Genomic DNA, 25,732 nt, shown 5'->3' with positions numbered 1-25,732 from the left:
TGCGTCCGGACCGCCGGCTTCCGGGGCCGTACGTCCGGACCGCGGCCCGTCCCCGGGCCGTACGCCACGCCACCCCACCGGGCCGGCACCGGGGGACGCCCGGGCCGCCCACCCGCCGGGGTCCGCGGGGCCGGGCCGGGGGGTTCCGTCAGGGGCGGGTGTTGAGCCGGGCGGCCCGGCGGGTCAGGTGGTCACGCTCGGCGATGCTGGGCGCCTTGCGGGCCGCCTCCGCGTACAGCCGGGCCGCCGTCGCCAGGTCCCCGTCGCGCTCGTGGAGGTAGGCCGCCACCGCGGTGTGGCGGGGGAGCGAGTCGTCCAGCTCCGCGAGCGCCGCCAGTCCGGCGCGCGGCCCGTCGGCCTCCCCGACGGCCACGGCCCGGTTGAGCCGGACGACCGGGCTGCCGGTCAGGTTCACCAGCTCGTCGTACCACTCCACGATCTGCACCCAGTCGGTCTCCCCGGCGGTGGGCGCGTCGGCGTGCAGGGCCGCGATGGCGGCCTGGGCCTGGAACTCGCCCAGCCGGTCCCGGGCGAGCGCCGCCTGCAGGATCGCGACCCCCTCGGCGATCATCCCGGTGTCCCAGCGGCCGCGGTCCTGCTCGGCGAGCGGCACCAGGCTGCCGTCGGGCGCGGTCCGGGTGGCGCGCCGGGCGTGGTGCAGCAGCATCAGCGCGAGCAGGCCCGCCACCTCCGGGTGGGCTGCCTGGTCCGCGAGGCTCCGGGTGAGCCGGACGGCCTCGGCGGCGAGGTCCACGTCGCCGGAGTAGCCCTCGTTGAAGACCAGGTACAGCACGCGCAGCACGGTGGCGACGTCACCGAGCTGGTCGAGCCGCACGCCGGCCAGGGTGCGCTTGGCCCGGCTGATCCGCTGCGCCATGGTCGCCTCGGGCACCAGGTAGGCGCGGGCGATCTGGCGCGTGGTGAGTCCGCCCACGGCGCGCAGGGTGAGCGCCACCGCGGACGACGGCGTCAGCGACGGGTGGGCGCACAGGAAGTAGAGCTGGAGCGTGTCGTCCACCGCGGGCACCGGCCCGGGCGCCGGTTCCCGGTCGAGGAGGTCCTCCCGCCGGGTCCGGGCGGTGTCCGCCCGGGCCCGGTCCAGGAACTTGCGCCAGGCGACGGTGACCAGCCAGCCCTTCGGGTCGCGCGGCGGGCCGGCGGGCCACACGCGGACCGCCTCCACCAGGGCGTCCTGCACGGCGTCCTCGGCCGCCGCGAAGTCGGCTCCGCGACGGACGAGGACGGCGAGCACGCCCGGCGTGAGCCCGCGCAGCAGGGACTCGTCCACCGGAGGGGTCACTCGGTGACGGTGGGCGCAGCGGTGAGGAACGGGCGCACCTCAAGCCACTCGTGGATCGGCTTCCCGCCCGCCCCGGGCGCGGCCGACAGCTCACCGGCCAGCTCCACGGCGCGCTCGGGGCTGTCCACGTCGATTACCATCCAGCCGGCGATCAGGTCCTTGGTCTCGGCGAACGGGCCGTCGGTGACCGGCGGGCGCCCTTCACCGTCGTACCGGACCCACATGCCCTCGGGGGCGAGCGCCTGGCCGTCCACGAACTCGCCGGTCTTCTCCAGCCGGGCCGCGAAGTCGCTCATGTACCGCATGTGCGCCGAGATCTCCTCCGGCGTCCACCGGTCCATGGGCACGTCGTTGACCGCCGCCGGGGCGCCGCGGTAGTGCTTGAGCAGCAGGTACTTGGCCATGGGGTTCTCCTCGGTGCCGGTGCGACCACTCTCCATTGTGGTCGCGCTCACCCCTGGGACGGAGCCGGCCACGGGTTCTCGACATCACCCGGCGAAGTTTTTTCCGCGCCCGGTGCGGCGGGTGCCGCCGGTCCCTGCCGGGCCCGTTCACCGGCCCCTGCCCGGCGTTCTCCGGCCCCTTGGCGGGTGCGGCGCGGGGGCGGCGGGGTGCGGGGAGCCCGGTGGGTGCGGGCGCCGGGCGCGGGGCGGCGCGGGGCGCGGGGCGGGGCGCGGTGGTCAGTCCGGGACGTGGATGACCGGGAAGCTGCCGGTGTTGGTGGGCGCGGACTCCGGGAGCCAGAGCACCGCCACCGCGCCCTCCCGGCCCTCGGCCAGCGGCTCGGCGTTGCGGAAGGTCAACCGGGCGCCCAGGATGCGGGCCTGGCCCGCCGCGATGGTCAGGCCGAGGCCGTGGCCGCCGCCCGCGCGGTCCTTGCTGCCGGTGCGGAAGCGGCTGGGCCCCTCCTTCAGCAGGGAGTCCGGGAAGCCGGGGCCGTGGTCGCGGACCCGCAGCACCCGGCCCTCCACCGTCACCTCGAACGGCGGCTTGCCGTGCTTGGCGGCGTTGGCCAGCAGATTGCCCAGGATGCGCTCCAGACGGCGCGGGTCGGTGGTGACGTGGGCGTCGCGCACCACGATCACCTGGGCGTCCGGGGCCGCCACCCGCACCCGGCGGATGACGAACTCGGCCAGGTCGATCTCCTGGAGTTCGGCGCGCTCGGCGAAACCGTCCAGCCGGGCGACCTCCAGCACGTCCTCCACCAGCTGGCGCATCGCCTGGGCCCGGTCGCGCACCAGCTCGGTGGGGCGGCCCGGCGGCAGCAGCTCGGCGGCGGTGAGCAGCCCGGTGACGGGGGTGCGCAGCTCGTGCGCGATGTCGGCGGTGACCCGGCGCTCGGCCTCCAGCCGCTGCTGGAGCGCCTCCGCCATGCCGTCCACCGCGCGGGCCAGGTCGTCGGTCTCGTCCCGCACCCGGCCGCCGATCGCGTCGCGGACGCGCACCTCGGAGTCGCCGCGGGCCAGCTTGCGGGCCGCCATGGCCGCCTTGCGGAGCCGGCGCGAGAGCTGGTCGCCGATGAGCACGCCCAGCCCGGTGCCGCCGACCACCACCGCCACCGAGCCGATGATCAGGGCCCGGTCGAGGTCCTGGAGGACCTGGTAGCGGTCCTCGAAACGCCCGTGCGCGGAGAGCACCTGGCCGTTGCGGAGCGGCACCGAGGCCCACACCACGGGGGCCCCGGGGCCGGAGTCGTCCACGTAGGTGGCGCGCAGGCCCCGGGCCGCCTCCTTCTTCAGCTGCTCGGGCAGGTTCGGGTCGTCCAGCTTGGCGTTGAACTCGGTGCCGGTCTTCTCGTACCAGCTCTGGGCGACCTTCACCCGGTCGTCCATGATGTCCCGGGCGCTGTCGAGCATGGAGACCCGGGCGGCGTTGTGCACCACCAGGCTCAGCGCGACCGCCACCAGGGCGCCCACCGCGGCGATGGCCAGACTGACCTTCCAGCGCAGGCCGGAACGGAACACGAGCTTCTTCATCGCCTCTTCACCGGATCGTCGCCGCCATCGGATCTCGCCCCTCCACCGGGCCCCTGCCGGAACCGCCGTCCGGACCCCGGACCCCCGACCACCGTCGGACCGCCGGCCGCCCGACCGATCCCCGGACCACCGTCGGGCCCCTGACCGCCCGGCCGACCCTAGGGCCGCCGCCGGGCTCCCGGGCCGCCGTCGGACCCGCTGCCCGGTCGGGGCCGGACCGCAGCCGGGAACGGCCACCGGGGGTGGGTCACCGGGGACCGTCACCGGGGGTCGTGCACCGGGACCGGCCGCCGGAGCCGCCGGCGGTCAGGGCCGGAGCTTGTAGCCGAAGCCGCGGACCGTCTCGATCCGGTCGTGGCCGATCTTGTGGCGGAGCCGCTGCACATGGACGTCCACCACCCGGCTGTCACCGCCCCAGCCATAGTCCCAGACCCGTTCCAGCAGCCGGTCCCGGGAGAGCACGGTGCCGGGCGCGGTGGAGAACTCCAGCAGCAGCCGCATCTCGGTCGGCGTCAGCGACACCGGCGCACCGCCTTTGCGGACCTCCATGCCCTCCGGATCGACCTCCAGGTCACCGAAGCGCAGCACCCCGTCCGCCGGCTCCTCCGGACCGCCGGCGGCGGACGTCCCGCCGGGCCCGCTGGCGTGCCCGAAGCGGCGGAGCACGGCGCGTATCCGGGCCACCAGGACCGCGCCGTCGAACGGCTTGGTCACGTAGTCGTCGGCGCCGGCCTCCAGGCCGAGCACCACGTCGATGGAGTCGGCCCGCGCGGAGAGCATGATCACCGGGACGGTGGACTCGTCCCGGATGCGGCGGCACAGGCTCACCCCGTCCAGGCCCGGCACCATCACGTCCAGCAGCGCGATGTCTGGCCGGTGGGCGCGGAACCGCTCCAGGCCGGTCAGTCCGTCGGGCACCGCGGTCACCGCGAAGCCGTGGCGCTCCAGCGCGAGCTGGGTGGCCTCCCGGATGACGTCGTCGTCCTCGACGAACAGCACATGGGTCTCGGGCACCGCCGCGGTCAGCCTTTCTCCGTCGTGCCGGCCGGGGGCCGGGGGGTCACCGCCGGGACCTCGACGGCCGTGCCGCCGTCCGCGACGGTCTCCGCACCGGTCCCGGCGACGGTCTTCGTGCCGGACGCCGGGGCCGGCACCGAGGACGGCGCGGGGAGCGGTACGGGTTCGGGTACGGAGACCCCGTCGGCGCGGTTGTCCTCCGACCCGTCGTCCGTCTCCGCGGGCTCGGGCTCGGTGCCCTCGCCGTAGTCCGTACGGATGCGCGAGGACTCGGTGAACTGCTCCTTGGACGGCGACCACTCGAAGACGATGGTGTCCTCGCCGGCCGGCCACGCCGCGTCACTGGAGCTGGAGACCAGCTGGGTGACGGTGAGCCGGCCCTTCTTGTCGATGCCGGCGAAGAGCGGGGCCCGCTCGTCCACGAACACGTTCTCGTAGGCGTCGCCCCGCTTGCGGTACACGTACGACCCGATGCCGATGCCGTCCGCGCAGGTCATCACCGTGACCACCACGTCGGTGGCCTTCTTCCCGGTGAGCGCGCCGTACGCGACGTCCACCGGGTACTCCTTGCCGTCGGTGGTGCAGGGCTTGAGGTTCGCCTTCAGGTCGGCGTTCACCTTCGGGTCGTCCTTCACCAGCCGCACCGCGTCCACCTCGGCCGGCGGGGCGGACTCCCCCGGTGAGGCGGATGGGGTGTCGTCCTTCGCCGAGCCGCTGTAGGCCCCCGGGGTGGCCTCGCCGACCTCGGTGGTGTCCGCCCGCCCCTCCTTGCGCAGGCCCTCGCTGCCCGCGCCGCAGCCGACGAGCGCCAGGCCGCCGGCCGCCGCGAGGGCCGCGACGGCACCACCCGTGATCCAGGCGGTTCTGCTGGGAGTGGCCTTGGTCAGGCCGCGCACCGTTCCTGCCCCCGATCGTCGCGGACGGCGCGGCGGTCCAGGGCACGTCCGTCCGCGTCACGGCTCTCCAGCTCCTGCCGCAGCCGGGCGAGCGCCCGGTGCAGTGTGCTCTTGACCGTGCCGGTGGACATCCCCAGGGCCTCCGCCGTCTCCTCCGTGCTCATCTGCTCCCAGTGTCGCAGCACGACGACGCTGCGTTGCTTCGGCGCGAGGACTCCCAGGATGTCCATGAGCAGCGCACGGTCGGCGTGCTGCTCCGTGCCGTCCTCGACCCGGGCCTCCGGCAGCTGCTCGGTCGGCACCTCTTCGAGCTTACGGGCCCGCCACCACTCGGTCCGCGTGTTGATCATCACGCGGCGGAGGTAGGCGTCGGCCAGCGACTTGTCCGCTATCCCGTCCCACCGCCCGTAGGTGCGCACCAGGGCGGTCTGGAGCAGGTCCTGGGCCTCGATCGGGTCCGGCACCAGCCGGCGGGCGCTGCGCAGCAGGGCGTCCTGCCGGTTCCGTACGTACTCTTCGAAATCCAGAACCTTGCCGCTGCTGTCCATCTCGCAGCCCTCCACTCCGCTGAGTTCCCCACGTCCGCGCCGCCGGTCGTGCGGTGCGTCGGAGAGGACGCTACGGAGGGGCTGTTGCGGCAATCCGTACACCAGACCTGCGGAGGCGGCACAGCCGTCCATAGATTCTGTAACAACGGCCCGTGGGACGGACGACTGTGCTGGTCAGGTGCCCGGACTGTCACAACCTTGTCACAGCGCCGGGCCTCAGGGGGCTGCACCTCGTCACAGCGCGGGGCCCATGGGGGGCTGCCGGGACGGTCAGGTGAGCGGCAGCCGGTAGCGGCCGTCGGCGAGCGGTTCCACCAGCCCGTCCGCCACCAGCCCGTCCAGCGCGCGGGCCCGCTGCACCGGCTCGTCCCACACCCGGTCCAGGTCCCGCTGCGGCACCGGGGCCGTCGCCTCGCGGAGCACGGCCAGCAGCTTGCCGCGCACCTGGCGGTCGGTCCCGGCGTAGGTCTGGCCGCGCCGGGGCGGACCGTCGTGCGCCGGGGAACCGGCCTGCCGCCAGGCGCACCGGGCGGTGACCGGGCAGCGGGCGCAGTGCGGCGTCCGCGCGGTGCACACCAGCGCGCCCAGCTCCATGGTGGCCGCGGCCCAGCGCGCGGCGGTCGGCTCGTCGGCGGGCAGCAGCTCGCGGGCGAGGCGGCGTTCGGCGGCGGTGGTGGCGTTCGGCGGGTACTGCACGCCGCCGACCACCCGGGCGAAGACCCGGCGCACATTGGTGTCCAGCACCGGATGGCGCCGGCCGAACGCGAAGGAGGCCACCGCCGCCGCGGTGTACTCGCCGACCCCGGGCAGCGCGAGCAGCTCGGCGTGGTCGTCCGGCACCTCGCCGCCGTGCCGCTCCTGTATCGCGCAGGCCGCCGCGTGCAGCCGCAGGGCCCGCCGCGGATAGCCGAGCCGGCCCCAGGCCCGCACCGCCTCGCCGGGCGGTTCCGCCGCCAGGTCGGCCGGGCGCGGCCAGCGGGCCAGCCACTGCTCGTACACCGGCAGGACCCGGTTCACCGGTGTCTGCTGGAGCATGAACTCGCTCACCATGACACCCCACGGGCCGGCCTCCGGGCGCCGCCACGGCAGATCGCGGGCGTGCTCGTCGAACCAGTCGATGACGGGGCGGTGCAGGTCCGAGGGGGCGGCGGGGAGGGTGCCGGCGGTGGTCCGGGCGGAGGCCTCGGTGGCCCGGGCGGAGGTGTCGGTGGCCCGGGCGGAGGTGTCGGTGGCCGGCGAGGGGACCGGGGCCGGGGCCTGGGCGGGGGCGGGGGCGGCCGTGGTGGAGGCGCCGGCCGGGTCCGGTGGGTGCCGGTGCCGGTGTCCGTGGGGGCGGGGCGGTGGCGGCCGGGTGGCAGCGGGGCCGGGACCGGTGGGGGTGCTGGAGGTGGCAGTCATGGCACCGACGATCCTGGCAACCCTGGCGCCGCCACCGGAAAAGCCGCAGGAGGGGGCGGGGGCCGGGGCTGGCGTCGGCGTCGGGGTGGCGTTGGGGCCGGGGCTGGCTTCCGGGTGTCCGCCTTCGGGGCCGCGCCCGGGCCGGGGTCCGGGCTTGTGGGTTGGGGGTCCGGGCGCGGGGTCCGGCTTGTGTGTTGGGGATCAGGGGCAGGGGCCCGGGCTGCTGGACCGGTGAGGGCCCGGGCCTGCGGTCAGGGCTCAGGGTCCGGCTTCAGGGTCGAGGTCGGGGTGTCCGGCTCCGGGTCAGAAGCAGGGTCCGGGGCCCGGGTGTCCGGCTTCGGGTCGGGTCGGGGTGTCCGCCTCGGGGTCGGGGCGCCCGCCTCCGGGGTCCGGGTCAGGGTCAGGGTCCGGGGCCCGGGTGTCCGGCTCCGGGGCCCGGTCGCCTCCGGCCGCCAGGTCCTGACTTTCGGCAGGGGTGGTGGACGACGGCCGCTTGTACCGTCGGACCGGTGAGACGACTCGGACCGGTGCACCTCCCGCTTCCCGACCGCCGGCGCCCACGGGTGGCCCGGGAGCCGGGGGTGCGGGAGGACACGCGGGCGCGGGAGGAGATGCGCGCGCGGTTGCCGGAGGAGACGGGCGCGCCGGAGGAGACCGGCGCGCGGGAGGAAGCGGGCGCGCGGGGCGGGCCGGAGGACGTGCCGGAGCGCGGCGGGGCCGCGGGCACGGCGAACGGGTCCCGTCCCGGCCGCATCCGCCGCCGTACCGGTGCCGCCGGTACGGCCGGTGGCACCGGCGCCGCCGGGCGGGTCCGCCGCCCCGGCCTTCTCCACCGTGGTGGTTCCGGCCGTCACCTCGGCCGGCGGCCGCGCCGTGAGGGTGCCCTCCGCCCGGTCCGGTGGACCCGCGCGGAGGCGCTCCGGGACGTGCTGCTGTGGCTGGCGCTCGCCGGGCCGGTGCTGCTCGGCGACCGGCTGGCGCGGAGCGTGCCGGTGTCCTGGTGGCAGACGGCGGGCGGGCTGCTGCTGCTCGCCGCCGCCGTGGCACTGTCCCGGCGGTGGCCGGCCCCGGCGCTGCTGCTCGTCGCGGGGCTGAGCCTGGCCACCGCCCCCGCCCTGTTCACGGTCTCCTACCTCCCGGCGCTCTCGGTCCTCGGCTACCTGGCGGGCCGCCGGGAGACGACCGCCCGGTCGGCGCTGCTCGCCTTCACCGCGATCGCGGCGGTGGGGACGGTCGGCGTACTGGGCTCGGTGGACGTGGTGATCGCCTGGCTGGTGCTCATCGCCACGCTGCTCTTCGGCGCGGCCTTCCCCTGGCTCGTCGGCCGCCACCGCCGCCAGGACCGCGCCCTGGTGGCCGCCGGCTGGAGCCGCGCCGCCCAGCTGGAGCGGGAACAGTGGATCATCGCCGACCGGGCACGGCTGCGGGAACGGGCCCGGATCGCCCAGGACATGCACGACTCGCTCGGCCACGACCTCAGCCTCATCGCCCTGCGGGCGGGCGCGCTCCAGGTCGCTCCGGGACTGGGTGCCGAACACCGGGCGGCCGCGCGGGAACTGCGGGTGGCGGCGGCGGAGGCGACGGAACGCCTGCGGGAGATCATCGGCGTACTGCGCGACGCGACCGCGGCACCGTCCGCCGCCCCGGTCGCCGGACCCGCCCGGGAGGCCGCCGGCCCGACGGTCCGGGAAGGCGGCACGGGTCCCGCGCCGGCGCCGGACACCGCCCCGCTGACCCCGGTCGGCGAGAGCATCGAGGCGCTGGTGGAACGGGCGGCCGACTCCGGCCTCCCGGTCCGGCTGCTGCGTACCGCGCCGCCACCCGCCCCGTACGACGACCACTCCACCGGTGCCCCCGGCACGCCCCCGGACCGCGCCGCCGGCCCGCCCGCCGCGACGGAACCGGTTCCCGGCACGGGCCCCGCGACGGAACCGGCTCGCGGCACGGCTTCCGGAGCGGAACCGGCTCCCGGTACGGCCCGTGGCTCCGGCACGCCACGTACCACCACCGTCCACGGCACCGCCGGCACCACCCGTCCCGCGGGACATGCCGGCCCTGCCGGCACGGGCTCGGGCGCCGGCACGGGCTCGGGCTCCGCCGGCGCTGGCCCCGACGCCGGCACGGCCGGGCTCGCGCCGATGGCGGAGCGCGCCGCCCACCGGGTCGTCCAGGAGTCCCTCACCAACGCCGCCAAGCACGCGCCCGGTGCCGAGGTGACCGTGACCGTCGAGGAACGGACCGCCCCCGGGCCCGGCGGCTCCGGCCGGGCCGAGACGGTGGTACGGGTCGTGACCGCCGGCGCCCCCGGCGGCCCCGCCGGACCGGACGGGGCCGGTTCCAGGGCCTCGCGTGACGTGGCGGCCGGCGGGCCCGCCGGGGCGGCCGGCCCGGCGGGTGCCCGCCCGGGCACCGGGCTGCTGGGCCTGCGGGAACGGGTGGCCCTGGTGGGCGGGGACTTCTTCGCGGGGCCCCGGGACGGCGGGTTCGAGGTGGTGGCGCGGCTGCCGCACGGGCCGGTGGACGCCGCCGGGCCCGCGGACCCCGGAGGCGCGCCGCATGCCTGGCCCCGGGCGTGGGAGGAGACCGCCGCCGGATGGGCCGGGGCCGGCGGGGAACCGGCCGGCGGAGCACCCGGGCACCCCCGTGCCGCCGACGGCGGCCCGGAGCCGGGGGCCGGTGCGGTGCGGGAGTTCGCCCGGGTGCGCCGGGCCACCCGGCGCCGGCTGGTGCGGTCGGTCGCCGTGGCCGGCGGCCTGGCCGCCGTGGTGGTCGCGGCGGCGGTGGGCTGGTACGCCTACACCCGCACCCACTCCGTACTCGAACCCCGCGACTACGCGGCCCTCCGGATCGGTCAGCCCTACGCGGAGGTGGAGCGGGTGCTGCCGGACCGGGTCGCCCCCGACCCGCCGCGCGACCGTGCCCCCGCCGCGCCGCCCGGGGCACGCTGCCGCTACTACCGCGCCGACGACGAGCTCTTCGTCAGCGTGGACCACGTCCGGCTCTGCTTCCGGGACGGGAGGCTGGTCGCCAAGGACCTGGTGCCCGGGGCGGGCGCGCCGCCGAGGGCGGACCGGGCCCGGACGGGGACGCCGTGACGGGCGCGGGCAGGGGTGCCGGACGGGCCCGGGCGGGGACGCCGTGACGGGCGGCGGAGCGGGAGCGGAGACACGGGTGGCGGTGGACCGGGCAGGCCCGGCAGGCACGATGGACGGAACGACGACAGGAGCGGAAGTGCACATGACGGCGGGGACCGGCCCGGAGACGGCACCGAAGACCGGGCCGGCACCGAGGACCGGGCCGGCACCGGGGGCCGGGCCGGCGCCGGGACCGGTACCGGCGCCGGGGGCCCGGCGGACGCGGTGCCCGTCCCGGGCGGGCACCCGGCCCCGGACGGTGACGTCGCCGGGGCCCGGGGCGACAGGGGCTCCGGGCGCGATCGGGTGCTGCTCGCCGATGACGAGGCGTTGGTGCGGGCCGGGGTGCGGGCCATCCTCGCCGCCGACCCGGGCATCGAGGTGGTGGCGGAGGCGGCCGACGGGCGGGCGGCGGTGGAGGCCGCACGGGCGCACCGGCCGGACGTCGCGCTGCTGGACATCCGGATGCCGGGACTGGACGGGCTGGCCGCCTGCGAGGAGCTGGCGCGGGTGGCGCCGGAGACCGCGGTGGCGATGCTCACCACCTTCTCCGAGGACGCCTATGTCGCCCGGGCGCTGGGCGGCGGCGCGACCGGCTTCCTGCTCAAGTCGGGTGACCCGTACGAACTGCTCGCGGGGGTACGGGCGGTCGCGGGCGGCGGAGCGTTCCTGTCACCCGCGGTGGCCCGGTACGTCATCACCCGGCTCGGCGGGGAGCGGCTCGCCCGGGGTGCGGCGGCACGCGCCCGGACCGATGCCCTCACCCCGCGCGAACGCGAGGTGCTCGCCCTGGTGGGCGCCGGACTGTCGAACGCCGAGATCGGGCGGCGGCTGCACCTGGTCGAGGGCACGGTCAAGGGCTATGTCAGCGCGGTGCTCGACCGGTTGGGGGTGGGCAACCGGGTGCAGGCGGCGATCGTGGCCCACGAGGCCGGACTGGTCGCCGAGCCGGACCCGGGCACGGCCTGACCGCCCCTCCGCGGGCCGGCCCCGGCCACCGGTCGGCCGGCCGCGCCCGAGGAGGATGTCGCCCCACTTGGTGAGGTCCGCCCCGCCCGGTGGGGTGTCGCCCCGGCCGTGGGGTGCCGCCGCGCCCGGTGGGGTGCCGTCCTGCCCGGCGGGGTAGCCCGGGCCCCGCCCGACCGGCTGCCGTACACGCCTACACGATGGGGACGACCCGGCGCGGTGTCCGGATCTCGCGGTCGGCCGGCGCGGACCGGCTGACCGGTTTCCGTAGGGCGCCGGGCGGCGCCCGGCCGCCGCCGGACCACCCCCGCGCCCGTCTCCTGTACGGGGACCCCGCAGGGGATCCCTCAGGGCCTCTGTCAGGGACGGCCGGGGCCCTCCGCGCGGCATCCCCGCAACGGATCCGGTACGCCCCTCCCGTAGGGGGCGACCCCCGGTACGGCTCCCGTAAGGGGCGCCGTACGGGTCACGGCCCGGATCCTCCGACGGAGCCGCCCCCGCCCCGGCCCTGGGGCGTCGTGGGGGCGCCCGTACCGCTCAGCCGCTCAGCGGGGCCGGCCGGAGAGGTGGGTGGTGCCGGGTCCCGCGGGGGGCGGAAACCTGGGGTCCGGCGCCGCCGCGTACCCGGAACCGGACTCGACCCCGGGCCCCGGATCCGCTCCGAACCCGACCCCGGCGCCGGCCGCGAACCGGCCCCGGCCCCGTAGTGCGAACCGGACTCCTCCCCGGCCCCGTACCGCGGACCGACCCCGGACCCGGACCCGGACCCGGAACCGGGCCGCGAACCGACCCCGACCCCGGAGCCCGGCCCGGTCAGGAAGCGCGCCGGCCGGTCCGTCCACCCGCCCCGGCCCGGCCGGTCGGCGGCGCGGCCACGGCGGTGCGGCGACCCGGCGGGACCGTCCGCGGGCACCGCACCCCGCCGGACCCGTTCGACCCGGGCGGCCAGCGGCGCCGCGCCCAGCAGCGCACCGCCGGCCGCGACCAGGGCGCCCAGCCCGAAGCCCGCCAGCACGTCGTGCGGGTAGTGCACGCCGACGAAGACCCGGGAGAACGCCAGCAGCGCGGCGAGGACCAGCGCCGGCCAGGCGGTGCGCCGGGCCACGAACACCACCCCGACCGCCAGCGCGGCGGCGAGCGTCGCGTGGTTGCTGGGGAAGGACCAGTCACCCGGTTCCGGACAGGCGGCGATCGGCGGCGCGGCGTTCGCGACCGCACGGCACGGCCGCTCCTCGTCCACGAGGGTCTTGGCCACCTCGCTGATCCCGTACGCCAGGGCGGTGGTGACCGGCACCAGCAGCGCGAGTGCCATCTCGCGGGCCGGACGGTGCCGGGCCCGCCACCAGAGGAAAACAGCCATCCCGAGCAGGACCAGCAGGCCCGCGTCGGTACCGATTTCGGCCACGCTGTGCACCCAGCCCGGGGAGTCGTGGGCGAGGTCCGTGATGTGGCGGTAGAGGTCACTACTCGTCATGGACCCGGACGTTATGGACGGTTACCGGCTCACCACATCGTGCGATCGGAAGGACAGGTATCTGACGAAAGTCAGACGGGACGGACAGCTTCCGGTCCGATGATGAGAAAAGTAGGCCCGCTCTACGGCGGGTACTGGCGGGTCGAGTGGCGGATCTCTCGTACAGTTTGCGCGTGGGATCTCTGCGCAATCCGATCGGGCCGCTTCCCTCCTCCATCTACTGGCGCCGGAGGGCAGTTGCGCTGCTCCTGCTCGTGGGCCTGGTGCTATTGATCTTCTGGGCGTTCAACCTGGGCGGTTCGGACGACGGGGGGAAGGACAGCGGCAAGGGTGCCGGGGAGAGCAGTGGTGCCCGCACCATCACCCCGGGGCCCTCCTCGTCCACACCGGTCAACGGCAACCGCCCGGGCGGCCGGGACGAGGCCGACGACGGCGGGACCGGCTCGTCGGGCCAGGACGGCGCGGAGGACACCGGTGGCCAGGGTGACGGCGGCGGTGACACCGCCGGCGGCTCGGCGGGCACCGGCGGTGGCGCCGGGACCGGGGCCGCGGGGCGGGGGGTCGGCGTCGGTGACGGAGCGGCGGTGCCCGCCGACTCCACGCTGCCCGACTGCAAGGCCGGCGCGGTCGAGCTGACGGTGCGCAGCGTGCTCGACGGCAAGGTGAAGAACTCCTACGCCCCTGACGAGAAGCCGAAGTTCGAGATGGTCGTCAAGAACTCCTCGGACAGCGCCTGCAAGGTCGACTTCGGCCGTGCCTCGGCCTCCCTGACCATCACCGACTCCGAGAACGACCACGTCTGGGCGACCGGCGACTGCTCCAAGGGCGTCGCGGCGGCGTTCGTCGAGGTGCCCGGCGACGGCCAGACCAAGCGCACGGTGGAGTGGGACCGCAAGCGGAGCGCGGCGAACTGCGCGACCCCGTCCGGTGAGGCCGCAGCCAAGCCCGGCACCTACCTGGTGGAGGCGAAGGTACGCGGACTGGGCGCGGCCCAGGTGTCGTTCGTACTGGAGAAGGACTGACCGCACCGACCGCACCCCCGACGGGCCGGTCGGGGCCCGGCCCGGTTCACGGTCCGGGCCGGGGGCCGGGCGTCGTAACCCGGTGACGGCCCGGGGCGGCCGGCCGCGTCGGGCGAGCGCCGCCGGGCGGGCCGTGTCGTACCGGCCGGGCTCCCGCAACAGCCTTGTGCGCCGGGCCCTGTCGTACCGGCGCCGCCCCGCAATCTACGCAACAGCCCCGCGCGCGGGCCGCGACGTACCGGCCGCGCCCCCGCAACAGCCCGGTGCGCCCAACCGTGATGACCGGAGGCACTCCGCAACGACCCCCGCGCCGGGCCCCGGCGCACGCACGATGCCGTACGACGGACGGATCAGGGGCGGCCGCACCGGCCGGGCACCACGGCGGACGGACGGTGCACGGCGAAGTGCCGGACGGACCCTACGCGGCGGCGCCCCAGCGGCACCGGGTCAGACGTAGCGTTCCAGGATCGAGGACTCGGCGAGCCGGGACAATCCCTCGCGGACCGAGCGGGCCCGCGCCTCGCCGACGCCGTCCACCGCCTGGAGGTCGTCCACGCTCGCGCCGAGCAGCTTCTGCAGCCCGCCGAAGTGGTCCACCAGCCGCTCGATGATGGCGCCCGGCAGCCGCGGCACCTTCGCCAGCAGCCGGAAGCCGCGCGGCGAGACGGCGGAGTCCAGCGTCTCGGGGGAGCCGCTGTAGCCCAGCGCGCGGGCCACGATGGGGAGTTCCAGCAGCTCGGGGTGGCTGAGCCGGTCCAGCTCGGCGAGCGCCTCGGCCACCGTGCGGGTGCGCTGCGGGCCGCGCCCCGAGGTGGAGCGGGCGGCGGTTGGCTCCGGCACGTAGTCGCGGATCACCAGCTCGCGCTCCGGCTCCACACCGGCGATCAACTCGTCCAGCTGGAGCGAGAGGAGACGGCCGTCGGTGCCCAGCTCCACCACGTACTCGGCGATCTCGGTGGCGATCCGCCGCACCATCTCCAGGCGCTGGGCGACCGCCGTGACGTCCCGGACGGTGACCAGGTCCTCGATCTCCAGGGCGGAGAGGGTGCCGGCCACCTCGTCCAGCCGGAGCTTGTACCGCTCCAGGGTGGCCAGCGCCTGGTTGGCGCGGGAGAGGATCGCCGCGGACTCCTCCAGGACCCGCCGTTCCCCGTCCACGTAGAGCGCGATCAGCCGCATCGACTGGCTGACCGAGATGACCGGCAGGCCGGTCTGGATGGAGACCCGCTGGGCGGTGCGGTGCCGGGTGCCGGTCTCCTCGGTGGGGATCGACGCGTCCGGGACCAGCTGGACACCGGCCCGCACGATCTTGGTGATGTCCTTGTCCAGGATCATCGCGCCGTCCAGCTTGCACAGCTCGCGCAGCCGGGTCGCGCTGAACTCGACGTCCAGCACGAAGCCGCCGGTGCACAGCGACTCCACGGTCTTGTCCATCCCCAGGACGATCAGCCCGCCGGTGTTGCCGCGCAGGACCCGCTCCAGGCCGTCGCGCAGGGCGGTTCCGGGGGCCACCGCGCTCAGGGAGGCGCGCATCAGACCGTCGGCCTTGCCCGGGGCTGCCGCCCGGTCGCCTGCTGCCACTGCACTCCTCCGTCGCCAGGTCATTCGGTGCCGCGGACCGCCCCCGCCGTCCTGCTGCGTGCTTCGGTGCCTGACGGCGGTACTACGTTGACGGGCGAGACCTGGGCAAAGTCTACCGGCGCCCGGCCTCCTGTCGTGGGGCGTCCCGGCGTACGCGTCCCGCGGCGGCGCCGCCGGGGGCTCCGTCGGGGGTGCCGTCGGGGGCCTTCGCGGCGGAGCGTCCGCGCGGCAGGACCCGCAGCGCCTCCCCGATGTCCGCGACCTCCGTCACCCGCATACCCGGCGGTACCTTGCCGGGATCGGCGGGCACCAGCGCGTGCGTGAAGCCGAGCCGGGCGGCCTCGGCGAGCCGGCGCTGCACCCCCGTCACCCGGCGTACCTCGCCCGCCAGCCCCACCTCGCCGATGGCCACCAGGTTCTTCGGCAGCGGGGTGTCGGCGGCCGCGCTGGCCAGGGCGAGCGCCACCGCCAGGTCGGCGGCGGGCTCGGAGAGCCGCACCCCGCCGACGGTGGCGGAGTAGATGTCCCGCTTGCCCAGCGCGCTGATCCGGCCGCGCTGCTCGAGCACGGCGAGCATCATCGACACCCGGGAGGTCTCCAGGCCGGAGGTGGTGCGGCGGGGCGAGGGGATCTGCGAGTCCACGGTGAGCGCCTGCACCTCGGCCACCAGCGGGCGCCGGCCCTCCAGGGTGACCGTCAGACAGGTCCCGGGCACCGGCTCGTCGCGCCGGGTGAGGAAGAGCCCGGAGGGGTCGGCGAGTCCGGTGATGCCCTCGTCGTGCAGTTCGAAGCAGCCCACCTCGTCGGTGGCCCCGTAGCGGTTCTTGACGCCGCGTACCAGCCGCAGCCGGGCGTGCCGGTCGCCCTCGAAGTGCAGCACCACGTCCACCAGGTGCTCCAGCAGCCGCGGGCCGGCGATGGCGCCGTCCTTGGTGACGTGGCCCACCAGCAGGGTCGACATGCCGCGCTCCTTGGAGGCCCGGATCAGCGCCCCGGCCACCTCCCGCACCTGGGCCATGCCGCCGGGCGCGCCGTCGATCTCCGGCGAGGCCACGGTCTGCACCGAGTCCAGGACCAGCAGCGACGGCTTGACCGTGTCCAGGTGGCCCAGCACCGCCGACAGGTCGGTCTCCGCGGCGAGGTACAGGTGCTCGGAGAGCGCGCCGATCCGGTCCGCGCGCATCCGCACCTGGCTCGCCGACTCCTCGCCGGTGATGTACAGGGTGCGGTGCTCCTCGGTGGCCGCCTTCGCCGCCACGTCCAGCAGCAGGGTGGACTTGCCCACTCCCGGCTCGCCGGCGAGCAGCACCACCGCGCCGGGGACCAGCCCGCCGCCCAGCACCCGGTCCAGCTCGTCCACCCCGGTGCCCCGGGCGGCGGCCTGCCGGCCGTCCACCTGGCCGATGGGGAGGGCGGCGGAGGTGACCCGGCCCGGCGCGGTGGTCCGCACCGCGGGCGCACCGAACTCCTCGACCGTGCCCCACGCCTGGCACTCGGGGCAGCGACCGATCCACTTGGCGGTGGTCCAGCCGCACTCGGTGCAGCGGTAGGAGGGCCGGTCCTTGGCGGACGAGCGGGAGGTACGGGCAGCCATGCCGTAACGCTAGCGGGGACCACCGACACCGCCGACGCTGAGGGCGGGCGGCGGACACCGGCCGGGGGCCGGCAGCGGGGGGCCGGCAGCCGGGTGCGGCGGGCCGCGGTGACGGGTGCGGCGGGCGGGGCCGGGAGCCGGGGCGGAGGTGCGCTCCGACGAAGGCGTACGGGACCGGGGTGCGCGGGACCGGGGCGTACGGGACGAGGGCACGGCGGGCGGGACGAAGGCGCGCGCGGCGAAGGCGCACGGGATGACGCACGGGGACGGAGCGGGCGGGACGGAGCACGCCCGGGGGAGGAGCCCGGCGCGGGGGGTGGGCCGGGGTGGCGCAGCACAGCCGGTGCTGCAAGCGGGCGCCGCCTACCAGAGTTCCGGCAGAAAGAGTGGAAACCTGTCCTCTTTCGAGGGAGGCGATCACCCGTAGGGGTTAAACCTGCCCGAGAGGTGCAGGTGTGTCTGCATCGTCCGCCTACGGTCACCGGTGATGAGCACACGGTCTGAGCACCCCAGGCACTCCACCGGCGCGCACCGGGCGCACCGCCGTTCCACCCGCTCCGCCACCCGCCCGCAGCGGCCGCCGACGCGCCACGAACCGTATCTGGACGGCCTCTTCACGTACTGCCTCTCCCTGCTGGGCGACCACGATGCGGCGGTCTCCGCGCTCGGTGAGGCGCTGGCGGTGGCCGAGCGGCGGCGCGAGCGGGGCCGGGGGCGGCGGGCCCCGCTCGACGGGGACCTGCACCGTCCGTGGCTCTACGCGGTCGCCCGCTGGGCGTGCCTGCACCGGCTGGCCGAGCGGGACGCGGCCGCTCCGGGCACCCCCGGCGGGTCCGCCGCGGCCCCGGCCGGTCCCGCGTGGTCGGCGGACGGCGGGGTGACCGGCGCTCCGGCGGGCGACGGCCCGGGCGGCGGTGGCCGGGCCGGCGGCGGTCCGCCGGGTGGCGGGCCGGGTGCCGCGCCGGGTACGCCGGACGAGGCCACCGCCGCGCGGCGGCGCCGTGAACTGTCCACCCTGGCCTGGCCGGAGGCGGCCGGGACCACCGCCGAGCAGCGGGAGGCGCTGGAGCTGGCGGTCCGCCACCACCTCACGCCGCAGGAGGTCGCGGCGGTGCTCGGCCGCGACCCGGACGAGACCCGGGCGCTGCTCGCCGGCGCGGCCTGCGAGGTGGAGCGGACCCGGGCCGCGCTGGCGGTGGTGGAGCTGGGGCACTGTCCGGTGGTGTCCCGGCTGGCGGGCGACAGCCAGGTGCTCTTCTCCGCCGCCCTCCGGCGCGAACTGGTCCGCCATGTGGACGACTGCCCCGAGTGCCGCCGCCGTGCCGAGCGGGCCACCGCGGGCGGGCCGTGGCCGGGGAACGCCGCCGCGCCCGCCGCGCTGCCGGTGCTGGAGGCGCCGCGCCCGGCGGTCCAGGCGGCGCTCCGGCGCGCCCTGCGGGTCCGGTCGGCGCGCTCCGGCGAGCCGCGCTTCAACCGGTTCGGCTTCCCGCTGGCCCCCAAGGACAGGGCGGCCCGCCGGAAGCGGCTGCGCAGCCGGGTGATGACCACCACCGTGGTCGTCACCGTGGTGGCCGCCCCGGTGCTGGCGATCTGGGCGGCCTACCGGGGAGCCCCGCTCGCCGGTGAGGGGTACGAGTCGGACGCGGTCTCCGCCCGCGAGGAGGGCGCCGAGGGCGGCGCCGGGCCGGACGGCGGCCGGTTCCGGGAGGCGGGCCGGGCCGGGCCCGGTGTTCCGGACGGGCCGGGCCGGGCCGGGCGGGAGGGCACCGGCGTCTCGGTCGAGGTGGTCCCCGGGACCGGACCGGCGCGGACGGCGACCGGGGCCGGTCCCCCGGGGCGGACGGCCGGGAGGGACCGCACGCCGTCCGGCCGGGTACCCCGGCCGGACCCGCCTCCGGCCCCGGCCGGCTGACCCTGGGGGCCCGGCCGCACGGGGACGTCACGGTGATCACCCTGACCGCCTCGGGCGGCGCGCCGGTCAGCTGGTCGGCGTCGGCGGACGCGGCCTGGCTCCAGCTCAGCCGTACCGCCGGAGCGCTCCGCCCCGGCGAGACGACCAGCATCACGGTGTCGGTGGACCGGGACCGGGAGCCGTCGGGCGCGTGGAGCGCGCGGGTGGCGGTGGGCCCGCACGGCGGGGTGGTGGTGATCGAGGGCACCGGCGCCGGCCCCCGAACCCACCCCGGCGCCGACCCGCCCCGGCCCCGAGGACCCGCAGCCGACCGACCCCGGCCCGGAGCCCACGCCGACCACCCCGGCCACCGAGCCACCGGCCCCACCGGCGAGCGGCTGACCGCCGCCGACCGGCCGACCACCGGCGGCGACCGGCTGACCGTTTCCGATCCCCCGGTCCCCCGGCCACCTGCTCCCGCGCCGGTGCGCCGGTACGGCGGGCCGTCGACCCACGGGTACGGCGGGGCGCCGGAGCGGCAGGGTCCCGTGGGGACGGGCACCGGCGCGTGCCGCCGCTGGCGACGGGGACCGGTACGGGTGCGGGCCCGGCCGGTGCCCGTGGCGGCTCCGGCACGGGTGCGGATCCGGCCGGTGCCCGTGGCGGCCCGGCGGCACGGGGTGCGGTCCGGGCTCGGGCGCAGGTCGCGGGACCGCCGGTCAGGCGCCTGCCGCCGGGGCCGGGTCGGCCGGGTGCGGGGCGACCAGCGGGAGCTGCTGGGCCAGGCGCTGCTCGCACAGCTCGGCCAGCTTCTCGTACCCCGCCTCGCCCATCAGCTCGGTCAGCTCCGGCCGGTACGACGCGTACACCGGCTTCCCGGCGCCGTGCGCCGAGGTCGCCGAGGTGCACCACCAGTGCAGGTCGTGGCCGCCCGGGCCCCAGCCGCGGCGGTCGTACTCGCCGATCGACACCTGGAGCACCCGGGTGTCGTCCGGCCGGTCGATCCACTCGTAGGTGCGCCGGATGGGCAGCTGCCAGCACACGTCCGGCTTGGTCTCCAGTGGCTCCCGGCCCTCGCGGAGCGCCAGGATGTGCAGCGAGCAGCCCGCGCCGCCGGGGAAGCCCGGCCGGTTCTGGAAGATGCAGGAGCCCTCCCAGCGGCGGGTCTGCCGCTCACCGTCCTCGTCCTGCTGCACCCACCCGGACGCGTGCCCCACGTCGTGGAACTGCCAGATGTCCGGGGTCAGCCGGGCCATCTCGCGCGCCACCCGACGCTCGTCGTCCTCGTCGGAGAAGTGGGCGCCGAGGGTGCAGCAGCCGTCGGCGGCCCGGCCCGCCTGGATGCCCTGGCAGCCCTGCCCGAAGACGCAGGTCCAGCGGGAGGTCAGCCAGGTCAGGTCGCAGCGGAACACCTGCTCCTCGTCGGCCGGGTCGGGGAACTCGACCCAGACCCGGGGGAAGTCCGTGCCGACTTCGTCACAGGCCGCCCCGGACCCCGTGCCGGCCTCCGCGCCGGTCACCGGATCGCCGGCGCGCTGCCGCGACGGCGTGGTGGAGCCCGTCAGCGACTCCTTCTCGGCGGCTTTGCCCCGCTTGGCCTTTTTCGTCTTTGCCACACCCCCCAGCGTATGCGGGCGGGGAACAGTTCCGGCCACCCCCTGCGGGCACGTATCCGGCGCGCCCGGCCCGGTGTGACCGGCGCCGCACCCCCACGTACCGGCGCCGGACCCCTGCGTACCCGTGGCGGACGCGCAGTAGCGTGCTGGCATGAGACTCGGAGTCCTGGACGTGGGTTCGAACACCGTCCACCTGCTCGTGGTGGACGCGCACCCCGGCGCCCGCCCGCTGCCCGCCCACTCGCACAAGCGGGAGCTGCGGCTGGCGGAACTGCTGGACGGCGACGGCGCGATCACCCCGCAGGGGGTCGAGCGCCTCGTCGAGGTGATCAAGGACGCCCGGGCCGCGGCCGAGGACAAGGGCGTGGAGGAGATCCTGCCGTTCGCCACCTCCGCGGTCCGGGAGGCCGGCAACGCCGACGAGGTGCTCGCCCGGGTCGCCGAGGAGACCGGGGTCACGCTCTCCGTGCTCAGCGGGGAGGAGGAGGCCCGGCTCACCTTCCTCGCCGCCCGCCGCTGGTTCGGCTGGTCGGCCGGCCGGCTGCTCGTCCTGGACATCGGCGGCGGCTCGCTGGAGATCGCCTACGGGCTGGACGAGGAGCCCGACATCGCGGTGTCGCTGCCGCTGGGCGCCGGCCGGCTCACCGCGGCCCGGCTGCCCGGCGACCCGCCGGACCCGGCCGACGTGCGCGCGCTCCGCCGCCACGTGCGGACCGAGATCGCCCGGATCGTCGGCGACTTCAGCAGGTTCGGCCCGCCGGACCGGGTGGTCGGCACCTCCAAGACGTTCAAGCAGCTGGCCCGGATGGCCGGCGCGGCGCGCTCCGCCGAGGGCGAGTACGCCGAACGGCGGCTGAGCCTGCGGGCCCTGGAGGAGTGGGTGCCGAAGCTGGCCGTGATGCCGTCGGTGCAGCGCGCCGACCTGCCCGGGGTGTCGGAGGGCCGCGCCCCGCAGCTGGCCGCCGGGGCACTGGTCGCCGAGGGCGCGATGGACCTGCTCGGGGTGGCGGAGCTGGAGATATGCCCGTGGGCGTTGCGGGAGGGCGTGATCCTGCGGCGCCTGGACCATCTGCCCCCGTCCTGATGAGCCGCCGTACGCTGTCCCACGTGACAGAGCCAGTGGTGCGCATCCCGGATGCGAAGGTCGCCCTGTCCACGGCGTCGGTCTACCCCGAGTCCACGGCGACGGCCTTCGAGATCGCCGCCCGTCTGGGCTACGACGGGGTCGAGGTGATGGTGTGGACCGACCCCGTCAGCCAGGACGTGGAGTCGCTGCGCCGCCTCTCCGACTACCACCAGGTGCCGGTGCTCGCCGTCCACGCGCCCTGTCTGCTGATCACCCAGCGGGTGTGGTCCACCGATCCGTGGGTGAAGCTGCGGCGTGCCCGCGCGGCGGCCGAGCGGCTGGGCGCCTCCACCGTGGTGGTGCACCCGCCGTTCCGCTGGCAGCGGGGGTACGCCCGGGAGTTCGTGCGCGGCATCTGGCGGATGGCCGACGAGACGGACGTGCGGTTCGCGGTGGAGAACATGTACCCCTGGCGCTACCGGGACCGCGAGATGCTCGCCTACGCGCCCGACTGGGACGTCACCAACGACGACTACCGGCACTTCACCGTGGACCTGTCGCACACCGCGACCGCCCGCACCGACGCGCTCGCCATGATCGACCGGATGGGCGACCGGCTCGCCCACGTCCACCTCGCCGACGGCGCCGGCTCCGCCAAGGACGAGCATTTGGTCCCCGGACGGGGCAGCCAGCCCTGCGCCGAGCTGCTGGAACGGCTCGCCGCCCGCGGCTTCGACGGGCATGTGGTGGTCGAGGTCAACACCCGCCGGGCGATGTCCTCCGCCGAGCGGGAGGCCGACCTCGCCGAGGCGCTGGCCTTCACCCGGCTCCACCTGGCCTCCGCCCCGGTGGCCGCGGACCCGGCCGCGTCGCGCCCGGGCGCGGACCCGGCCGCCGCGCGCACCCCGGACCCGGCCGGCCGTGCGGTGCCGGGCTCCTCCGGGCGTACCGCGCCGGGCGGCGAGTCCGGGGGTACGGCACGGGGCCGGGCCTCCGGGGGTACGGCTCCGGGCCGGGCGGGAGCGCCGGGCGGCGCTTCCGGGCGTACCGCGCCGGGCTCGTCCGCCGCGCAGGAGGGCGACGGATGACCGCCGCCGGACCCGCTGCCGCCTCCGCCCCCCGCCGGCGGGGCCGGCCCGCCCGCACCGGTGCGGCGGACGGACCCGGTGCCCGGGACCGGATCCTCGCCGCGGCCCGTGCCGAGTTCGCCGAGCGCGGGTACGACAAGACCTCCGTACGCGGCATCGCCAAGACCGCCGGGGTGGACCCGGCGCTGGTGCACCACTACTTCGGCACCAAGGAGCAGGTCTTCGCGGCGGCCATCGAGCTGAGCATGGCCCCCGCCCTGTCGGTGCCCGAGGCGGTGGTCGCCGGGGAGCGCCGGGGAGCGGGCGAACGGATGGCCCGCGGCATGTTTCAGGTGTGGGAGAGCCCGGAGACCCGCGCCCCGATGCTGGCCGTGCTGCGGTCGGCGGTGACCAACGAGACCGCGGCCGGGGTGCTGCGCTCGCTGATCGAGCGGCGGGTGCTGGAGCGGATGGCGGTGGAGCTGGGTGGGGTGCCGGACCCGAAGTTCCGCGCGCAGTTGGCGTCCGGGCAGCTGATCGGCATCGCCATGCTGCGCTACGTGATCCGGATGGAGCCGATCGCCTCGGCGGACATCGAGGAGATCATCGCCATGGTGGGGCCGACCCTCCAGCGCTACCTCACCGAGAGCTGACGAACGGCGGCCGGTGCGGGGGCGCCGGGGTCGGGGCTGGTGTCGTCGGGGTCGGCGGCTGGTGGCGGCGGGGGCGGGGGTGCCGGGTGCCCGCGGGGTGCGGGTGCCGGGTGCCGGGGGCCCCTGTCCCGTAGGGGCGTCCCGGCCCTATGGGGTTGCCGGCCCCGGGGGCCGGCCTCGGGGTTCCGGCTCCCCGCCGGCCCGTAGGGGTGTCCCGCCCCTGGGGTTCCGGCTCCCCGGGGTGGCGGTCCCGTACGGGTCCGCCGCGGCCGGCAGGCCCGTAGGGGACCGGAAGGCCATAAGGGGACGGGGAGCCCGTAGGGGGCCGGGGGCCCGTAAGGGGACCGGCGGCCGGCGGCTGATCGCGGTCGCCCGGGTGCCGCGTCCCGCTGCCGGACGTCCCCACCGCATTCCGTCATCCGGACATCGCGTCCAGATCTTGGATCGGGGGCGTAGGCTCGGCACCAGCCGATCCCGGCCGCGCCGCCCCGGTAGCCCCGGAGCCCGGCGCCGGCCGGCCGACCCGTATCCGAGGGAGTGGAGCACCGTGCCCCAGCTGAGGTCCCGCACTGTCACCCATGGCCGCAACATGGCGGGCGCCAGAGCCCTCCTCCGCGCGGCCGGCGTAGCGCGCGAGGACTTCGGCAAGCCCATCATCGCGGTGGCCAACAGCTTCACCGAGTTCGTGCCCGGCCACACCCACCTCCAGCCGGTCGGCCGGATCGTCTCCGAGGCGATCAAGGCGGCGGGCGGCGTGCCGCGCGAGTTCAACACCATCGCGGTGGACGACGGCATCGCCATGGGCCACGGCGGCATGCTCTACTCGCTGCCGTCCCGCGACCTGATCGCCGACTCGGTCGAGTACATGACCGAGGCGCACTGCGCCGACGCGCTGATCTGCATCTCCAACTGCGACAAGATCACGCCGGGCATGCTGATGGCCGCGATGCGGCTCAACATCCCCACCGTCTTCGTCTCCGGCGGCCCGATGGAGGCCGGCAAGGCGACCCTGGTCAACGGCACCGTCCGTACCGGCCTGGACCTGATCAGCGCCATGGCGGACGCGGTCGACGAGTCGGTCTCCGACGAGGACCTGGCCCGGATCGAGGAGGCCGCCTGCCCCACCTGCGGTTCCTGTTCCGGCATGTTCACCGCCAACTCGATGAACTGCCTCACCGAGGCGATCGGCCTCTCGCTGCCCGGCAACGGCTCGGTGCTGGCCACCCACACCGCCCGCCGGAAGCTGTACGAGGACGCCGGCCGCACCGTCGTGGAGATCACCCGCCGCTACTACGAGCAGGACGACGAGACCGTGCTGCCGCGCAGCATCGGCACCCGCGCCGCCTTCGAGAACGCGATGGCCCTGGACGTCGCCATGGGCGGCTCCACCAACACCATCCTGCACCTGCTGGCCGCCGCCCAGGAGGCGGAGCTGGACTTCACCATGCGGGACATCGACCGGCTCTCCCGCCGGCTGCCCTGCCTGTCGAAGGTCGCGCCCAACGGCACGTACCACATGGAGGACGTCCACCGGGCGGGCGGCATCCCGGCCATCCTCGGCGAGCTGTACCGGGCCGGGCTGCTCCGCGAGGACGTCCACACCGTGCACTCCGCGTCGCTCGCCGAGTGGCTGAAGAACTGGGACATCCGCGGCGGTTCCCCGTCCCCCGAGGCGGTCGAGCTGTTCCACGCCGCGCCCGGCTGCACCCGCTCCGCCAGCGCCTTCTCGCAGTCCGAGCGGTGGGAGTCGCTGGACACCGACGCCGCGAACGGCTGCATCCGCGACATCGAGCACGCGTACTCCACCGAGGGCGGCCTGGCGATCCTCTACGGCAACCTCGCCGAGGACGGCTGCGTGGTGAAGACCGCGGGCGTGGACGAGTCCATCTGGACCTTCGAGGGCCCGGCGGTGGTGGTCGAGTCCCAGGAGGAGGCGGTGGACGCCATCCTCACCAAGCGCGTCAAGGAGGGCGACGTGGTGGTCGTCCGCTACGAGGGTCCCAAGGGCGGCCCGGGCATGCAGGAGATGCTCTACCCGACGTCCTTCCTCAAGGGCCGCGGCCTGGGTGCCAAGTGCGCGCTCATCACCGACGGCCGGTTCTCCGGCGGCACCTCCGGGCTCTCCATCGGCCACGCCTCCCCGGAGGCGGCCTCCGGCGGCACCATCGCGCTGGTCCAGGACGGCGACCTGATCCGGATCGACATCCCGAACCGCGCCATCGAGCTGAAGGTGTCCGACGAGGAGCTGCGCGCCCGGCGCGAGGCGCTCGGCGGCGTCTACGCGCCGAAGAACCGCGACCGCAAGGTCTCGCAGGCGCTGCGGGCGTACGCGGCGATGGCCACCAGCGCCGACAAGGGCGCGGTCCGGGACGTGTCCAAGCTCGGCTGACGGGGGCGCGGGCGGACCGGCCGGACCCCGGCCGTCCCGCCCGCGCGCCGGTACCCGTGCCGGTTCGCCCGCGTGCCGGTCCGTCTCGTGCCGGTCCCGTCCCGGCTGGTTGCACCGCGCGCCGGTCAGTGCCGGGCCGCGCGC

Annotated in this window: 18 protein-coding genes and 2 pseudogenes; 9 read left to right on the top strand and 11 right to left on the bottom strand. The window is 76.5% G+C overall.

What is annotated here, in order from left to right:
* Positions 1-148: 148 nt before the first annotated feature.
* From IHE55_RS13095 to IHE55_RS13065, 7 genes are all read right to left on the bottom strand, one after another.
* Positions 149-1,288: an RNA polymerase sigma factor gene (locus IHE55_RS13095; protein WP_197991978.1), complete on the bottom strand. Its 1,140-nt coding sequence runs from the start codon at positions 1,286-1,288 to the stop codon at positions 149-151.
* Between the two features lie 8 nt (positions 1,289-1,296).
* Positions 1,297-1,704, bottom strand: a complete 408-nt coding sequence (locus IHE55_RS13090) for a YciI family protein (protein WP_197991977.1) — start codon at positions 1,702-1,704, stop codon at positions 1,297-1,299.
* Positions 1,705-1,980: 276 nt separating this feature from the next.
* Positions 1,981-3,276, bottom strand: coding sequence for a two-component system sensor histidine kinase CseC (gene cseC, locus IHE55_RS13085; RefSeq protein ID WP_197989190.1), 1,296 nt, complete (start codon positions 3,274-3,276; stop codon positions 1,981-1,983).
* Between the two features lie 306 nt (positions 3,277-3,582).
* Positions 3,583-4,290: a two-component system response regulator CseB gene (gene cseB, locus IHE55_RS13080; protein WP_197989189.1), complete on the bottom strand. Its 708-nt coding sequence runs from the start codon at positions 4,288-4,290 to the stop codon at positions 3,583-3,585.
* Between the two features lie 8 nt (positions 4,291-4,298).
* Positions 4,299-5,189, bottom strand: coding sequence for a hypothetical protein (locus IHE55_RS13075; RefSeq protein ID WP_197989188.1), 891 nt, complete (start codon positions 5,187-5,189; stop codon positions 4,299-4,301).
* Complete coding sequence (locus IHE55_RS13070; protein WP_197989187.1) at positions 5,177-5,737, bottom strand: SigE family RNA polymerase sigma factor; 561 nt, start codon at positions 5,735-5,737, stop codon at positions 5,177-5,179. The genes IHE55_RS13075 and IHE55_RS13070 overlap by 13 nt, the downstream gene beginning before the upstream one ends.
* A gap of 270 nt (positions 5,738-6,007) precedes the next feature.
* Positions 6,008-7,135, bottom strand: a complete 1,128-nt coding sequence (locus tag IHE55_RS13065) for an HhH-GPD family protein (RefSeq protein WP_269671491.1) — start codon at positions 7,133-7,135, stop codon at positions 6,008-6,010.
* Between the two features lie 509 nt (positions 7,136-7,644).
* On the opposite strand from IHE55_RS13065, the gene IHE55_RS31205 reads away from it, so the two are divergent.
* Together IHE55_RS31205 and IHE55_RS13055 are read left to right on the top strand one after the other, a co-directional pair.
* Positions 7,645-10,230, top strand: a complete 2,586-nt coding sequence (locus tag IHE55_RS31205; protein WP_307826640.1) for a sensor histidine kinase — start codon at positions 7,645-7,647, stop codon at positions 10,228-10,230.
* A 345-nt stretch (positions 10,231-10,575) separates the two neighbouring features.
* Positions 10,576-11,238 (top strand): response regulator, encoded by a 663-nt coding sequence (locus IHE55_RS13055; RefSeq protein ID WP_197989186.1) that lies wholly within the window; start codon positions 10,576-10,578, stop codon positions 11,236-11,238.
* 463 nt (positions 11,239-11,701) lie between these two features.
* On the opposite strand, the gene IHE55_RS13050 is transcribed toward IHE55_RS13055, so the two are convergent.
* A complete protein-coding gene (locus IHE55_RS13050; RefSeq protein WP_197989185.1) occupies positions 11,702-12,709 on the bottom strand; it encodes a phosphatase PAP2 family protein in 1,008 nt (335 codons plus the stop codon).
* A gap of 173 nt (positions 12,710-12,882) precedes the next feature.
* Between IHE55_RS13050 and IHE55_RS13045 the strand changes: the two genes are divergently transcribed.
* The gene (locus tag IHE55_RS13045; RefSeq protein ID WP_197989184.1) at positions 12,883-13,731 is read left to right on the top strand and encodes a hypothetical protein; all 849 of its coding nucleotides are present in this window, start codon (positions 12,883-12,885) and stop codon (positions 13,729-13,731) included.
* A 447-nt stretch (positions 13,732-14,178) separates the two neighbouring features.
* On the opposite strand, the gene disA is transcribed toward IHE55_RS13045, so the two are convergent.
* Together disA and radA are read right to left on the bottom strand one after the other, a co-directional pair.
* Entirely contained in the window at positions 14,179-15,312 is a 1,134-nt protein-coding gene (gene disA / locus IHE55_RS13040) for a DNA integrity scanning diadenylate cyclase DisA (RefSeq protein ID WP_197989183.1), read from the bottom strand.
* A 112-nt stretch (positions 15,313-15,424) separates the two neighbouring features.
* A complete protein-coding gene (gene radA / locus IHE55_RS13035; protein ID WP_197989182.1) occupies positions 15,425-16,906 on the bottom strand; it encodes a DNA repair protein RadA in 1,482 nt (493 codons plus the stop codon).
* A 487-nt stretch (positions 16,907-17,393) separates the two neighbouring features.
* On the opposite strand from radA, the gene IHE55_RS13030 reads away from it, so the two are divergent.
* Positions 17,394-18,818 (top strand): sigma-70 family RNA polymerase sigma factor, encoded by a 1,425-nt coding sequence (locus IHE55_RS13030; RefSeq protein WP_197989181.1) that lies wholly within the window; start codon positions 17,394-17,396, stop codon positions 18,816-18,818.
* A 32-nt stretch (positions 18,819-18,850) separates the two neighbouring features.
* A pseudogene (locus IHE55_RS31200) lies at positions 18,851-18,976 on the top strand (BACON domain-containing protein); the annotation flags it as partial.
* Positions 18,977-19,516: 540 nt separating this feature from the next.
* On the opposite strand, the gene IHE55_RS13025 reads toward IHE55_RS31200, so the two are convergent.
* Entirely contained in the window at positions 19,517-20,413 is an 897-nt protein-coding gene (locus tag IHE55_RS13025) for a DUF3109 family protein (protein ID WP_197989180.1), read from the bottom strand.
* Between the two features lie 151 nt (positions 20,414-20,564).
* Between IHE55_RS13025 and IHE55_RS13020 the strand changes: the two genes are divergently transcribed.
* The 4 genes and pseudogenes from IHE55_RS13020 (at position 20,565) to ilvD (ending at position 25,588) form a co-directional block, all read left to right on the top strand.
* Positions 20,565-21,497 (top strand): Ppx/GppA family phosphatase, encoded by a 933-nt coding sequence (locus IHE55_RS13020; protein ID WP_197989179.1) that lies wholly within the window; start codon positions 20,565-20,567, stop codon positions 21,495-21,497.
* Positions 21,498-21,532: 35 nt separating this feature from the next.
* Positions 21,533-22,345 (top strand): annotated as a pseudogene (locus IHE55_RS13015) (sugar phosphate isomerase/epimerase family protein); the annotation flags it as partial.
* 218 nt (positions 22,346-22,563) lie between these two features.
* Positions 22,564-23,199 (top strand): TetR/AcrR family transcriptional regulator, encoded by a 636-nt coding sequence (locus IHE55_RS13010; protein ID WP_197989178.1) that lies wholly within the window; start codon positions 22,564-22,566, stop codon positions 23,197-23,199.
* Between the two features lie 547 nt (positions 23,200-23,746).
* On the top strand, positions 23,747-25,588 hold the full coding sequence (gene ilvD, locus IHE55_RS13005) for a dihydroxy-acid dehydratase (RefSeq protein ID WP_197989177.1): 1,842 nt from the start codon (positions 23,747-23,749) through the stop codon (positions 25,586-25,588).
* Positions 25,589-25,732 lie beyond the last annotated feature (144 nt).

This window comes from Streptomyces pactum, from assembly GCF_016031615.1.
In the GTDB taxonomy this organism is placed as follows: Bacteria; Actinomycetota; Actinomycetes; order Streptomycetales; family Streptomycetaceae; genus Streptomyces; species Streptomyces pactus.
Note: the sequence above shows the minus strand (reverse complement) of the source record. Positions and strands in the feature narration are given on the sequence as shown.

What these genes read in the sequence shown, in the direction of transcription:
- IHE55_RS13090 (WP_197991977.1), bottom strand. Translation starts at nt 1,704, where the DNA reads ATGGCCAAGTACCTGCTGCTCAAGCACTACCGCGGCGCCCCGGCGGCG.
- IHE55_RS13010 (WP_197989178.1), top strand. Translation starts at nt 22,564, where the DNA reads ATGACCGCCGCCGGACCCGCTGCCGCCTCCGCCCCCCGCCGGCGGGGC.
- IHE55_RS13070 (WP_197989187.1), bottom strand. Translation starts at nt 5,737, where the DNA reads ATGGACAGCAGCGGCAAGGTTCTGGATTTCGAAGAGTACGTACGGAAC.
- IHE55_RS13050 (WP_197989185.1), bottom strand. Translation starts at nt 12,709, where the DNA reads ATGACGAGTAGTGACCTCTACCGCCACATCACGGACCTCGCCCACGAC.
- IHE55_RS13065 (WP_269671491.1), bottom strand. Translation starts at nt 7,135, where the DNA reads ATGACTGCCACCTCCAGCACCCCCACCGGTCCCGGCCCCGCTGCCACC.
- radA (WP_197989182.1), bottom strand. Translation starts at nt 16,906, where the DNA reads ATGGCTGCCCGTACCTCCCGCTCGTCCGCCAAGGACCGGCCCTCCTAC.
- cseC (WP_197989190.1), bottom strand. Translation starts at nt 3,276, where the DNA reads ATGAAGAAGCTCGTGTTCCGTTCCGGCCTGCGCTGGAAGGTCAGTCTG.
- IHE55_RS13030 (WP_197989181.1), top strand. Translation starts at nt 17,394, where the DNA reads ATGAGCACACGGTCTGAGCACCCCAGGCACTCCACCGGCGCGCACCGG.
- IHE55_RS13020 (WP_197989179.1), top strand. Translation starts at nt 20,565, where the DNA reads ATGAGACTCGGAGTCCTGGACGTGGGTTCGAACACCGTCCACCTGCTC.